Source organism: Dyadobacter sp. CY345, from assembly GCF_021502725.1.
Taxonomy (GTDB): Bacteria; Bacteroidota; Bacteroidia; order Cytophagales; family Spirosomataceae; genus Dyadobacter.
This window is the reverse complement of sequence record NZ_JAKFFS010000003.1, coordinates 317,712-330,284: the sequence shown is the minus strand read 5'-3', so window position 1 is coordinate 330,284 and position 12,573 is coordinate 317,712. Positions and strand designations below refer to the sequence as shown.

15 protein-coding genes are annotated in these 12,573 nt (G+C 40.3%); 5 read left to right on the top strand and 10 right to left on the bottom strand.

Features of this window, described 5'->3' with window-relative positions:
• Window positions 1-27 precede the first annotated feature (27 nt).
• From L0657_RS15225 to rplM, 6 genes are all read right to left on the bottom strand, one after another.
• Window positions 28-210: a hypothetical protein gene (locus L0657_RS15225; RefSeq protein WP_235151650.1), complete on the bottom strand. Its 183-nt coding sequence runs from the start codon at window positions 208-210 to the stop codon at window positions 28-30.
• Window positions 211-213: 3 nt separating this feature from the next.
• A complete protein-coding gene (locus L0657_RS15220; RefSeq protein WP_090340107.1) occupies window positions 214-855 on the bottom strand; it encodes an RNA polymerase sigma factor in 642 nt (213 codons plus the stop codon).
• 133 nt (window positions 856-988) lie between these two features.
• The gene (tsf, locus tag L0657_RS15215; protein WP_235151649.1) at window positions 989-1,825 is read right to left on the bottom strand and encodes a translation elongation factor Ts; all 837 of its coding nucleotides are present in this window, start codon (window positions 1,823-1,825) and stop codon (window positions 989-991) included.
• A 203-nt stretch (window positions 1,826-2,028) separates the two neighbouring features.
• On the bottom strand, window positions 2,029-2,844 hold the full coding sequence (gene rpsB, locus L0657_RS15210; protein WP_234648219.1) for a 30S ribosomal protein S2: 816 nt from the start codon (window positions 2,842-2,844) through the stop codon (window positions 2,029-2,031).
• Between the two features lie 196 nt (window positions 2,845-3,040).
• Window positions 3,041-3,427 carry a 30S ribosomal protein S9 gene (gene rpsI / locus L0657_RS15205; protein WP_234648220.1) on the bottom strand — a complete coding sequence of 129 codons (387 nt, stop codon included), beginning with the start codon at window positions 3,425-3,427 and terminating at the stop codon, window positions 3,041-3,043.
• A gap of 38 nt (window positions 3,428-3,465) precedes the next feature.
• On the bottom strand, window positions 3,466-3,909 hold the full coding sequence (gene rplM / locus L0657_RS15200; protein WP_090340119.1) for a 50S ribosomal protein L13: 444 nt from the start codon (window positions 3,907-3,909) through the stop codon (window positions 3,466-3,468).
• 345 nt (window positions 3,910-4,254) lie between these two features.
• Here rplM and L0657_RS15195 point away from each other — a divergent pair, with 345 nt between their 5' ends.
• From L0657_RS15195 to L0657_RS15180, 4 genes are all read left to right on the top strand, one after another.
• On the top strand, window positions 4,255-4,962 hold the full coding sequence (locus tag L0657_RS15195) for a DUF1080 domain-containing protein (RefSeq protein WP_235151648.1): 708 nt from the start codon (window positions 4,255-4,257) through the stop codon (window positions 4,960-4,962).
• Between the two features lie 59 nt (window positions 4,963-5,021).
• Entirely contained in the window at window positions 5,022-5,828 is an 807-nt protein-coding gene (locus tag L0657_RS15190; RefSeq protein ID WP_235151647.1) for a Rossmann-like and DUF2520 domain-containing protein, read from the top strand.
• A gap of 62 nt (window positions 5,829-5,890) precedes the next feature.
• Window positions 5,891-6,418, top strand: coding sequence for an HAD family hydrolase (locus L0657_RS15185; RefSeq protein ID WP_235151646.1), 528 nt, complete (start codon window positions 5,891-5,893; stop codon window positions 6,416-6,418).
• Between the two features lie 12 nt (window positions 6,419-6,430).
• The gene (locus tag L0657_RS15180) at window positions 6,431-7,555 is read left to right on the top strand and encodes an acyltransferase (RefSeq protein ID WP_235151645.1); all 1,125 of its coding nucleotides are present in this window, start codon (window positions 6,431-6,433) and stop codon (window positions 7,553-7,555) included.
• A gap of 52 nt (window positions 7,556-7,607) precedes the next feature.
• Here L0657_RS15180 and L0657_RS15175 read toward each other — a convergent pair whose 3' ends face one another.
• Window positions 7,608-8,456, bottom strand: a complete 849-nt coding sequence (locus L0657_RS15175) for a polysaccharide deacetylase family protein (RefSeq protein ID WP_235151644.1) — start codon at window positions 8,454-8,456, stop codon at window positions 7,608-7,610.
• Window positions 8,425-9,420 (bottom strand): virulence RhuM family protein, encoded by a 996-nt coding sequence (locus tag L0657_RS15170; RefSeq protein WP_235151643.1) that lies wholly within the window; start codon window positions 9,418-9,420, stop codon window positions 8,425-8,427. The genes L0657_RS15175 and L0657_RS15170 overlap by 32 nt, the downstream gene beginning before the upstream one ends.
• 145 nt (window positions 9,421-9,565) lie before the next feature.
• Here L0657_RS15170 and L0657_RS15165 point away from each other — a divergent pair, with 145 nt between their 5' ends.
• Window positions 9,566-10,786: an exonuclease subunit SbcD gene (locus tag L0657_RS15165; RefSeq protein ID WP_235151642.1), complete on the top strand. Its 1,221-nt coding sequence runs from the start codon at window positions 9,566-9,568 to the stop codon at window positions 10,784-10,786.
• A gap of 100 nt (window positions 10,787-10,886) precedes the next feature.
• Here L0657_RS15165 and L0657_RS15160 read toward each other — a convergent pair whose 3' ends face one another.
• Both L0657_RS15160 and L0657_RS15155 read right to left on the bottom strand, forming a co-directional pair.
• A complete protein-coding gene (locus tag L0657_RS15160) occupies window positions 10,887-11,270 on the bottom strand; it encodes a TraR/DksA C4-type zinc finger protein (protein WP_234648227.1) in 384 nt (127 codons plus the stop codon).
• Window positions 11,271-11,474: 204 nt separating this feature from the next.
• Window positions 11,475-12,455, bottom strand: coding sequence for a pyruvate dehydrogenase complex E1 component subunit beta (locus L0657_RS15155; RefSeq protein ID WP_234648228.1), 981 nt, complete (start codon window positions 12,453-12,455; stop codon window positions 11,475-11,477).
• Between the last annotated feature and the right edge of the window lie 118 nt (window positions 12,456-12,573).

Sequence of the window (12,573 nt, the reverse complement as noted above, 5' to 3'; positions counted from 1 at the left end):
TGCTTGTAAGAAATTCTCAATTTCTGGTCAATCTGATTCTCCAACGGATAGGCTGACAACCAATGCACCCAGGAAGTGCTCGGTAAAGTGGGTTACTACGTGCATGGTATCACGAATTGTATTCACCTCTGAGACAAGTGCCCTTTTTAGATATTCCGGCACTTCCTCTGTTGACTCTAAATCCTTAAAAACCGAATTTCCAGAAGACATATATTAAAAATTTATCAAATACTTTATTAGCTCTATCAGTTTAATAAAGAATATACCCAGGAAAATCATGGTTTCCAGATACTTCTTCCGAAGCTTTTCTCTTGATCTGAGAAGTCGCATTTTAACAGCACTTTCTGTTATTTTAAAAATATCAGCGATGTCTCTAATACTAAGATCATCGGTATATTTCATAAACAATATACCCTTTTCATCCACGGTTAACGTATCCAGGGCAGTTTTGAGATTTCTCGCCTCGATATCATCGCCATCGAAAAGATTATTCAGATCAATATCATCAGGGACCTCCATGGGCTCATCCTGATAAACTTCTCCTCTTTTCTTGTTGGAGCGCAACTGATCCATACAATGATTATACGTAATTGAATACAACCATGTTGAAAATTTGGCATCCTCCTTGAAGGTTCCGAGTTTGAAAATTAATTTTAAAAAGATGTCATGTGTAAGATCCTCGGCTTTCGCGGAATCTTTGACAAAGGACAGGCACTTATGATATACCTTATCAGCATATCTTCCGTACAGTTTCTCGAAATAGTGGTTACGCTGCGTATCCACAAATAGCTTAACTAACTCTTCGTCAGTGTAACTATTTTCTTTGAGTTCTTCTTTAAACGTTTTGACCGCCATACATGCAAAAAGTAACTGAGCGAGGCCTATGTTGTGTGTAAATATTTTTTTCTTGACGGCAAATAACAAAAACAACGCCTGGTATACAAGTATACGTCAGGCGTTGTTTTAATTTTTTAAATATTTTTTTTACTTATGCTCCAATTGATACTCTTTTGAATGACTTTACAGTCAAACCCTTAGCAGTTTTCTCAACCAATTGGCGGATTGTAAGTGAAGAATCTTTAACAAATTCCTGGTTCAACAAAGTATTGTCTTTGTAGAATTTCTGCAATTTGCCCTGAGCGATTTTTTCAAGCATAGCTTCTGGCTTGCCTTCTGCACGAGCTTGTTCTTTACCAACTTCGATTTCGCGTTCAACTGTCGCTGAATCAACACCGTCTTTGTCAAGAGCAACCGGCTTCATTGCAGCAATCTGCATAGCAACGTCTTTTCCAAGTTCGCTAACGTCTGTTCCGTTAACGCCTTCGAACGCTACCAATACACCAAGTTTTCCGTTTGAGTGGATGTAAGAAACAACCTGATCAGCTGTTACGTTTTCGTAAGCAGCGATAACCAGTTTCTCTCCTAGTTTACCAACAAGGTCAACAATGTTTTCACTTACAGGACGGCCATCCGCCAAAGTCGCAGCAAGTAAAGATTCTTTATCCTGGATATCGTCAGCAACAGCTTTATCCAAAATGCTTTGTGCAAGCGTTTTGAAATCTTCAACGTTAGAAACTGGTTCAGTTTCGCAAGCGAAAGCAACAAGTTTACCATTAGTACCGTCAGCGCTGATGGCTACCAATACAGTTCCTTCTGCTACTTCGTTGTCAGCACGTTTTGCAGCAACTTTTTGTCCTTGTTTACGTAGAATATCAACGGCATTGTCAAAATCACCATCAGCCTCCTGAAGTGCTTTTTTACAATCCATCATACCTGCACCAGTCATCTGGCGAAGTTTATTTACATCTTGAGCGGTAATTGCCATGACTTATTTCTAAATGGTTAAAAACTTTTTACAAAACAGTTCAATTCCTTTGATTAACAGATTAAGCAAATGTTAACGATAGGAGGTAAACTATTTTTCAATTTGAATTTTAAAAAACTGTAGCCCATAGCAAATGGCTATGGGCTACTTTATCTATCAGAAAGAACAAGAGTATTTAAAAAACCCTGTTCATATCGCCCTGACTATTCTTCGTCACTTTCAATTGCCGGAACTTCTGCACGTGGTGCAGCAGCAGCTTCTTCACCACCTTTGTCAACCTGACGTTTGGCTTCTTCTTCCTCTACAAGACGCTGATCGTCTTTATCCTGCTTGCGTTCCATAAGACCTTCTTCGATTGCCTTACCGATTGCCAAAGTAATCAATGAGATCGCTTTGTAAGCATCATCATTACTTGGAATTGGGAAATCAACCAATTCAGGGTTTGAGTTTGTATCACAGATCGCAAAAATAGGGATGTTCAATCTTTTTGCTTCTGAAACCGCAATATGTTCACGTTTCACATCAACGATGAAAAGTGCAGCAGGAAGGCGCGTTAAGTCAGCTACACCACCTAACACTCTTTCCAATTTGTCCTTTTCACGTGTAAGCATCAGGCGTTCTCTTTTCGCGATATTGCTAACCGTGGTTTCGTCTTTAAGCATCTTCTCAAGAGTCTGCATTTTTTTCAAAGACTTGCGAATTGTGCCAAAGTTTGTAAGCATACCACCCAACCAACGATCAGTTACGTAAGGCATTTTAAGGCGTTTAGCCTCTTCCGTTACGATTTCCTGCGCTTGTTTTTTAGTAGCCACAAACATGATCTTACGTCCTGAACGAACGATCTGTTTCAAAGCAGCTTCAGCTGATTCTACGCAGCTAAGTGTTTTGTTCAGGTCAATGATGTGAATACCGTTTTTTTCCATAAAGATATATGGAGCCATACGGGGATCCCACTTGCGGGTAAGGTGACCAAAATGCACACCTGCATCCAATAGGTCTTTATATTCTATTTGTGCCATTGCCAAATTTGAATTTATAAGATTGATAATTTTTTACGCAGCACAGCACATCGGGCACGATAAGTACTGTCTGGACATCTTTCTGTCAAAAGTTGTCATTTGTTGAAAGGGATTGTCATTTATTGTTTTGCTCCTAAGCCGAAACGATACCTGACTATTTCCTGACCATACTTGACTATTCCTGACAAAGAAAATATTAACGTTTCGAGAACTGGAATCTCTTACGAGCTTTCGCACGACCGTATTTCTTACGTTCAACCATACGAGGGTCACGAGTAAGGAATCCTTCTTTCTTCAACGCTCCACGGAATTCTCCGTTGTATTCAACCAATGCACGTGAAATTGCCATACGAACAGCCTCAGCTTGTCCTGAAATTCCACCGCCTCTTACGTTTACTTTCACATCGTAACCATTGTTACCGCTGATAGTAGCGAAAGGCATTTGCAAAACGATCTGGTGAACTTCGAAAGGGAAGTACTCCTTAAAATCGCGGCCGTTTACTTTGATTTCTCCTTTACCTGGCGTAAGGTAGATGCGCGCCACAGCTGTTTTTCTTCTACCAATTGTGTTGATAACTTCCATGTATTGCTTTTGCGTTATCAGTTTTAGACCTCAGAGGCTTAAAACTGTATTTCTTTAGGTTGTTGAGCACTATGCGGATGTTCCGCAGCGGCATAAACGAACAAATTAGTAAACAAACGACGTCCCAAACGACTTTTTGGAAGCATACCTCTCACGGCTTTCTCGATCACACGTTCAGGGTGTTTTTCAAGCAATTCGCGAGGAGTTTGAAAACGCTGACCTCCTGGGTAACCCGTGTGACGAACATAAATTTTGTCTGTCAACTTCTTACCTGTCAACTTTACTTTATCGGCGTTGATAATGATAACATTATCACCACAGTCTACATGAGGAGTATAACTTGCTTTGTGCTTGCCTCTGATAATTTTGGCAACTTCACTGGCCAAACGACCAAGAACTGCACCTTTGGCATCCACAACAACCCACTCCTTGTTCACTGTGTTTTTGTTCGCCGAGATGGTTTTGTAGCTTAACGTATCCACGATTAACAAAAATTTTAATTGATTTTCAATAAATTACACTGTTATAGAACAGTCCCATCGCAAAATGGGAGTGCAAATATAGAGTTTAACAAATTGAATTACAAGTATGTTTGTAATTTTTCCCGGATGACTGGATTTTCCGAATACTTATGATATGGGTGACCGATACAGAAAATTGCATTTCCGGGACCTTCGGCGGAGTTTTTGGGTTACTGTGAGCTGTTAAGCAAGTATTACACAAACCAAATTCACTTTAATAAAATAATTTCCAGGACAATTTTTATTCCAAAAAAACCTAAACGCTATCACATGCAAATTCAAAATTTTACCATAAATAACATTTTTTTGAACAATCAGATTGTTAGGATTATCATCTTAGTGCTGTTTTCAATCCATACAGGTCAAGCGCAGCAATCAGATGCGCTAACTTTCCGTCCGCTTTTTAATGGAAAAAATCTGGACGGATGGATTGATGTCAACACTTCCAAAGAAACCTGGAAAGTAAAAAACGGAACGCTGATCTGTTCGGGATTACCGATCGGCGTGATGCGTTCAGACAAACAATATGAAAATTTTATTTTAGAAGTAGAATGGAAACATATAACGGCCGGCGGGAATTCCGGGATTTTTGTATGGAGCGAAGGAACGCAATTCAAAGACGATCCGCTGACAAAAGCGATCGAAGTGCAAATGCTCGAACTGGATTATGCAAGACAAAATAACGCTACCGACGATTATGTGCACGGCGAATTATTTCCAACCATGGGCATGACCGCCATTCCGGATAATCCGCGGGGCATTCGCAGCAAATCCCTTGAAAAACGTTGCAGAGGAAAAGGGGAGTGGAATAAATATGTGGTTGTTTGTGTGGACGGAACGGTTAAGTTATCTGTCAATGGAAAATTTGTAAACGGACTTCGTGCTTCGGAAAGGAAGAAAGGATATATCTGTCTTGAAGCGGAAGGAGCTGAAATTCACTTTCGTAATATGCGTATTATGGAGCTGCCTTCCGGTATAACATCCGCAGAACAAACCGCACCAATCGTAAACTGATTTGTGAAGTTGACTATGCCTTAATAACTTACGCAGGATATTACAATGTTCAATAAAAAATGAAAATCTCCTTTATCGGCGCCGGAAATGTTGCGTGGCATCTTTCTCAGGCTTTTGAAGATGCCGGCCATATTATTTGTGAAGTTTACAGTCGCGATACGCAGAAGGCCAGACAACTGGTATCGCTGTTGTATGATTCGGAAATTCAGCCGGATCTTAACTTTTCGGAAAGCGAAACGCAGATTATTTTTATTACAGTTTCAGACGATGCGCTGAAATCTGTCATTGAACGCATTGTTTTGCCAGAAGGCGTAATTGTCGTTCATACCTCCGGCACAAGAACGTTGGCCGAACTTCAAAATCTGCTGGAAATTTACAGTGATGTTCCGGTGCAGACTGGTGTTTTTTATCCTTTGCAAACTTTCACAAAGGAAGTCACGATGGATTATAAAACGTTACCGATTTGTGTGGAAGGGACAAGCGATATAGTGGAAACCCGGCTGACAAATCTGGCCGATAGTATCAGCAAATATGTTCGCCATGTTGATTCTGACGAGCGGTTTATTCTGCATGTTGCGGCTGTTTTTGCGAGTAATTTTACCAATCATTTGTTAAGTGTTTCGCATGATCTGCTTGCTCGTGAGCAAATGAGCTTTGATTTGTTAAAGCCGCTTATCAATACCACCATCAATAAAGCACTGCAATCGGAAGATCCGGCGCTTGGTCAAACAGGTCCGGCAAGGCGGGGCGACTGGGCGACAACTGGCCGTCATCTTGAATATTTACAGGAAATAAATCCCGAGTGGACCGATATTTATCGTTTAATGACCGAGCGGATCCGGACACGTCATATAGGAAATGAATAGGCGGTACTTCGCCGGGAAAAAAGTTAGACTATCTTTGCACACAATTCCAATCTTCAAATTTTATGAGTTCAGCCTTAGAAGAGCGTTTCAAACAGATTACAACATTCATTTTTGATGTCGACGGTGTTATGACCGACGGCAGTGTTATCGCACTGGAAAGCGGAGAACAGCCCCGGATATTTAATGTCCGTGATGGATATGGTATCAACCGCGCCGTCAGACTTGGGTATAATGTTGCCATTCTTTCTGCACAAAATCAGGTTGGCGTTCGTAAAAGGCTGGAATATTTAGGGGTAAAAGACATTTTCATTGGAACTACACCAGATGGAAAGTTACCAATCTTCAAAAAATATCTTCAGGAACGCGGTCTTACTGAAAAGGAAATTGTATTCATGGGCGACGACTTGCCGGATTATGAAGTCATGAAAACTTCTGTTTTAGGTGCTTGTCCTGCCGATTCCGACCAGGAAATTCTTGCGATAGCGGATTATGTATCTCCTGCAAAAGGCGGTTACGGAGCAGTTCGCGATGTAATTGAGCAGGTAATGCGTGCGCAGGGGAAATGGATGTCGTGGTTTGAATCGAAGTAAGAATTATTATACGTGGCACACTCGGAAAACAAACGTTACTTCCCCAACTTAAATGGTATCCGCTGCATCGCAGCACTTTTGGTGGTTTTTCATCATCTGGAGCAAGCCAAACATGCTTTTGGTATTGATAATTTTTATGATGTAACGATCATCAAACATGCCGGAAGACTGGGCGTAGGTTTGTTTTTCGTATTAAGCGGATTTTTAATTACCTATTTACTACTCGAAGAAAAAGGCCGTTTCGGTGATGTTGACGCAAAGAAATTTTATCTGCGCCGGGTTTTCAGGATCTGGCCGATCTACTTTCTGATCATCGGTCTTTCGTTTTTTGTTTTTCCACATATTGATCTGCTGTATTTTCCGGGTGCGAATGAAAAGCTGGCGCATGACGTCGCTCCCCGGCTCGCACTGTTACTTTTGGTACTTCCAAATTATGCTTTCGTGTTGTATGATCTACCTTACTGGTGCGCACAAACCTGGTCAATTGGTGTGGAAGAGCAATTTTATTATCTATGGCCCTGGATTATCAAGTATCCAAAAAAGAGCGGGCGCATTGTTTTTCTTTTCCTCTTAGTGACTGCGGTTTTGCTATTCGGTGGCGTTTATCTTTTGGATAAAACGGATGAGGAAAAAATGTCGGCAATCACTACTTTTTTCGGCCAATTTCGGATTCAGACTATGGCTTTGGGAGGTCTTTGTGCTTATCTGGTTTATTCGCAAAAAACCAAAGTTCTTGATTTCGTTTTTAGAAAAGATGTGCAAATTGCGGTTTACAGTTTGTTAGCTATTCTCTTTTTTTCCGGCGTTCACTTCACTGGTTTTCTGGAATTGTACGCGCTCTTTTTCAGCTTTTTTGTTTTGAATGTTTCTTGTAACAAAAACACAATTATCAGTCTGGAAAATAAGGTGATGCGTTATCTAGGTAAGATATCTTACGGCCTTTATATTTATCACGTTTTTGTGATTGTTTTTATAATCAATGCTTTAAGAACTTTTGCGCCACAAATTTCCGGCACTGCATACCATATTATTCTCTACATTCTGACTTTTGTATTGTCCGTAGCAGTGACGGCGCTTTCTTATAACTATTTCGAAAAACCTTTACTGGCTTTCAAGGATCGGCATTTCGGACGGTAGTTTTTGTTAAACGCAGAGTTATTTGAGTTTTTCGCGGAGTTTTTGGGAGGTTTTATTTGGCGGTTGGGAGTTCGGACATGGTGTAAAACCTCAGGTTTTGGGCTCTTGCTTCTTTCAGGATTGTTTCCAAAAATGCTACACTGAATCCGTATTCTCCGTTTTTAGGCTTTCCGTATAATGGCTGATGACCGAATAGCATGATGGCTGTGTTCGTCTCCTTTGCCTTTTTTAATGCTTCATTAATTTCACTCTCGCTTATATTCGTTCCTTCATCAATTATCAGCGCATCCACAATTTGTTCTTTGTTGAATGGATAATAAATCCAGTTCATAACTCTTGGAGCAAAGTGATAGACTGGTATTCCAAATAATTTCCTTTCAGCTTGCGCCACGTCTCTGAGAATTTTAAAACCATTTACCAGCAATATAGAATCTGCCTGATCTGTATGGTTTCCACCCGGATGGGCGTAGGAAGTTGGCTTTATTCCAATTCTTGCCAGATGTTCCAGCCCAGGTTTTAGTTCGGTTTCAATATATTGCTGCGCGCCTTGGGATTTCAACATTTCTGTTGCATTTCCATGTATTGTTCCGTGAAAACCAATTTCATGTCCGTCCTTTTGCAGCTGTTTTATTTTGACAATTTCGTCGGCAGTTAGTGAATCCGGGCAGGTTAGAAAAAAAGTAACTTTGGCGTTATACTTTTGAAAAAGTGGTCTTAATGCATACCAATCGTTTATAAAATGATCATCAAAAGAAATTGCGATACCGGCTTTTTCTGAGTTGGCTGGCTTTTGTTTGCAGGATGATAAAGCGAAAATGATAAGAAAAAAACCTAAAGACGACCATATCTGCCCGATCCCATTTAGATTCTCACTTGCCCAATTTCTTAATTTCCTTATCAAAATCAGATATTATTTTTTGTGTCTTATTAAATTTATCATATTCTGCAATTGCCCTTTTCCCTGCTTGCAGTCGGGAAACCTTTCCATTTCCATCTAATATTTTATATTCATTAAACGTAAGGAATTTGTTAACACTTTCCGCCAACCCTTCCATATTAAAGGTTGTCTGACGTTCAATTAAGCCTTCTATATAATCAAAATATCCGGTGACAGTTCGTTCCAGCTGCTTAATATCTTTCTCTGATAAATAATTTTTGGCGATTGTCACGTCTGATCTTAACACTCTTCCATCCGGCGCATTTTTCCAGGTAGTCAGCCCCATACTCTCTTTACTACTATCCACTGTTTTAAATACGATTTCAGCTGCGGTTTTCCCGGTAATTGCAAAATGAAACTTGTTCTGAACCGTAGCATAAAAATGTTTGGTTATTTCCGAATTCCTGTCGTAATCAATACTGCATTCTGCAAAAATATCTGTAACCTGTTGATAAATCCTACGTTCACTCGCTCGTATCGAACGAACTCTTTGTAATAATTCTTTAAAATAATCTTTTTCAAATACCGCTTGCCCCTGTTTCAAACGAGTGTCGTCAAGAACAAATCCTTTAATGATAAATTCCTTAAGCGTTTGTGTTGCCCATATTCTAAACTGCGTCGCTTTTGAAGAATTTACCCGATAACCAACGGAAATTATCATGTCGAGGTTGTAGTATTCCAACTCCCTACTCACACTTCGTTCTCCTTCCAACTGAACTGTTCGGAAATTCCGAACAGTTGACGTTTTGTTTAATTCATTGGTATCGTAAATATTAGCAACATGCTCACTAATAGTTGATTTAACTACTCCAAATAATGCAGCCATCGCCTTTTGCGTCAGCCAAACTGTTTCCTCTTCCAAAAAAACATCAACTCGTACCTCGCCCGACGGAGTAGTATATATAATAAATTTGTTTTCAGGTTCCATTAGTTGATCGATGAAGGTAATATTTTCTATACGAGAAGTTTGCCCTAATGTAACAAAACAATCCATCCAATAATATAATCCAGATTTCAGAAATATCCGCTAATACCATCCAAAGTATTAATTTCGCTAAAATAATTACCCAAAAATGAAAATTCTCCACACCGCAGACTGGCATATTGGAAAAAAACTTGACAACTTTTCCAGAATGGAAGAGCAAAGGCTGGTTTTAGACGAAATCTGTGAAATTGCGGATCGCGAAGCGGTTGATGCCGTCGTTGTAGCCGGTGATTTGTTTGATAATTTCAATCCGTCATCTGAGGCCACAGAATTGTTGTATCGTACACTTCATTGTCTGTCAGCAAATGGAAGTCGCGCTGTGATTGCTATTGCTGGAAATCATGATTCTCCCGAAAGGATAGAAGTGCCTGATGCTTTGGCAAAAGTTTGCGGGATTATTTTTGTTGGTTTTCCGAATGCAGAAATAAAGCCTTTCCGCACGCAAGCCGGACTTGAAGTTACGAAATCAGATAAGGGTTTTATTGAAATCAAACTCCCAAATTCAGCCGTTCCGCTTCGTGTTTTACATACGCCTTATGCAAATGAACAGCGTTTGAAAACATTTTTAGGTCTGGAAGAATCGGAAGAAAATTTACGGACACATTTGCAAAAACACTGGCAGGAACTGGCTGACAAATATCTGGATAACAATGGTTTCAATCTGCTGGTAACGCATTTGTATGTCATGAAAAAAGGCGATCCGGCGCCGGAAGAAGAACCGGATGAGGAGCGACCAATTTTACATATCGGTGGTGCGCAGGCGATTTATACAGAAAATTTCCCAGAACAAATCCATTATATCGCACTCGGTCACTTGCACCGATATCACCGTGTAGACAAAATTCCGGCCCCATCCATTTATTCGAGCAGTCCGCTGGCATATAGCTTTTCGGAAGCTAATCAAACAAAGTATGTCATTATCCTTGACGCAGAAGCTGGGAAATTAAATAATTACCGCGCTATTGAACTGACAAAGGGTAAGAAACTGCGTCGTGGAAAGTTTGATTCCATTGATGAAGCCATAATCTGGCTCCACGAGCATTCCAAAGATTTAGTTGAACTCACAATCGTTTCGGATAACTATCTGGAAGCTGCCGACAAAAAACGCTTGAATGAAGCACATTCCGGTCTGGTTCAAATTATTCCCCAGATCAAAAAAATTACAGAAGAAGGCAGCGCTTCAACCATCGATCTTACATTGAGTATGGAAAGTCTTTTTCAGGAATATTTTAAAAGTAAAAATAAAGGCCAGGAGCCTTCGGAAGGATTGTTAAATGTGTTTCGGGAAGTTTTAGGTGCCGAAGAATAATCCAGGAAATGATAAATGCAAAAAGGCAAGCTTACTAAAAAGTAAGCCTGCCTTTAATTTTTTGTATAGTAACGGAGTAAAGTTTTTTCAGATGAAATTATTAGTTTACCCGTTTCAATTTTGCTTCAATCGTTTGCTGCGTGTGAGGTACAATGCGTAGCCTTTCTTTTGGGATCAGTTTTCCGGAATCTATACAAACACCGTAAGTTCCGTTTTTAATACGAACAAGAGCATTTTCAAGCTGAATAGAATATTTCTGTAATCTGGCAGCTAATTGTGTAAGATTTTCACGTTCGCTCGCATCCGCACCGTCTTCAATTGACTTGGCTGTGCTTGCTGTGTTATCTGTACCGCTATCATTTTTTTTACTCAAACCTCCCTTAATATAGTTAAGTTCTTCGAGTGTACCTTCCAATTTGCCGCGAATCAATACCTCAAACTCCTTTAATTCTTCCTCGGAATATCTCGTCCTTTCTTCTTGCATAGTCTTAATTGATTTGAATCCGTATTAAGGTCCTGTAAAAAACAAAAATAATCAACTTCCTTTTTAACAATAAATTCCGGAAAAAGCTCCCTGCTGACCTGATTTTACTCAAAGAGGGAAGTACTGGCAAGACAAGGCACTCACATTTTAAATAACAAAGCCACAACCTGCGGCGGGAAATGGCTTTGTTATTTTTGTATTATTTTATTTGTACAAAACGCTTTTTACTGCTTCAACAACACGTTTTACACTTGGTAAAATTTCTTCAATCAGCGTTGGCGCATACGGAAGCGGCACATCGCGGTTGGTAACGCGGATCACCGGTGCATCCATATAATCAAAAGCATGACGCTGGATATGGTAAGCAATTTCAGTGGAGATAGATGCCAGTGGCCATGCTTCTTCAACCACAACACAACGGTTTGTTTTCTTAACAGACTCAATAACCGTAGCGTAATCGATTGGTTTAACGGTTCTCAAATCGATCAATTCAACGTCAATTCCTTCTTTTTCCAATTGAATAATCGCCGGCATCACCACGCGTGGGATCATTTTACCAAAAGAAACAATGGTAACATCTTTTCCCTGGCGTTTCACATCTGCTTTTCCAATCGGAATAAGGTATTCTTCCTCAGGAACCATCATTTTGTCACCGTACATAACTTCCGATTCCATAAAGATCACCGGGTTGTTATCACGAATGGCAGATTTCAAAAGCCCTTTAGCATCGTATGGATTTGAAGGCACAACCACTTTCAAACCTGGCGTATTAGCGAACCAGTTTTCAAAGTTTTGAGAGTGCTGAGCACCCAATTGACCTGCATTTCCAGTTGGTCCGCGGAATACGATAGGAGCACCGTATTGTCCGGCAGACATAGAAAGAATTTTCGCTGCGCTGTTGATGATCTGATCGATCGCAACCAGCGAAAAGTTGAATGTCATAAATTCAATGATCGGACGAAGACCGTTTCCGGCAGCTCCAACCCCAATTCCTGCAAAACCCAATTCGGCGATCGGTGTATCAATCACACGTTCCGGTCCAAATTCATCAAGCATTCCCTGACTGGCTTTATAGGCGCCATTATATTCTGCAACTTCCTCGCCCATCAGGAATACACTTTGATCCCGGCGCATCTCTTCCGACATGGCGTCGCGAATGGCATCTCTAAATGCTATTTCTTTCATCCGTAATTTTATGATTATTTAATGTTCCGTGGTTCCCCACCGGGATGTTACCAGGCAAATTTGTCCAAAGAGGGTAAAATTCTGTAACGCCTGCTTTCATCAAAATAAGGTTATCAAT

What these genes read in the sequence shown, in the direction of transcription:
- L0657_RS15190 (WP_235151647.1), top strand. Translation starts at nt 5,022, where the DNA reads ATGAAAATCTCCTTTATCGGCGCCGGAAATGTTGCGTGGCATCTTTCT.
- L0657_RS15185 (WP_235151646.1), top strand. Translation starts at nt 5,891, where the DNA reads ATGAGTTCAGCCTTAGAAGAGCGTTTCAAACAGATTACAACATTCATT.
- L0657_RS15220 (WP_090340107.1), bottom strand. Translation starts at nt 855, where the DNA reads ATGGCGGTCAAAACGTTTAAAGAAGAACTCAAAGAAAATAGTTACACT.
- L0657_RS15160 (WP_234648227.1), bottom strand. Translation starts at nt 11,270, where the DNA reads ATGCAAGAAGAAAGGACGAGATATTCCGAGGAAGAATTAAAGGAGTTT.
- L0657_RS15170 (WP_235151643.1), bottom strand. Translation starts at nt 9,420, where the DNA reads ATGGAACCTGAAAACAAATTTATTATATATACTACTCCGTCGGGCGAG.
- rpsI (WP_234648220.1), bottom strand. Translation starts at nt 3,427, where the DNA reads ATGGAAGTTATCAACACAATTGGTAGAAGAAAAACAGCTGTGGCGCGC.
- L0657_RS15165 (WP_235151642.1), top strand. Translation starts at nt 9,566, where the DNA reads ATGAAAATTCTCCACACCGCAGACTGGCATATTGGAAAAAAACTTGAC.
- L0657_RS15155 (WP_234648228.1), bottom strand. Translation starts at nt 12,455, where the DNA reads ATGAAAGAAATAGCATTTAGAGATGCCATTCGCGACGCCATGTCGGAA.
- tsf (WP_235151649.1), bottom strand. Translation starts at nt 1,825, where the DNA reads ATGGCAATTACCGCTCAAGATGTAAATAAACTTCGCCAGATGACTGGT.
- rpsB (WP_234648219.1), bottom strand. Translation starts at nt 2,844, where the DNA reads ATGGCACAAATAGAATATAAAGACCTATTGGATGCAGGTGTGCATTTT.
- L0657_RS15225 (WP_235151650.1), bottom strand. Translation starts at nt 210, where the DNA reads ATGTCTTCTGGAAATTCGGTTTTTAAGGATTTAGAGTCAACAGAGGAA.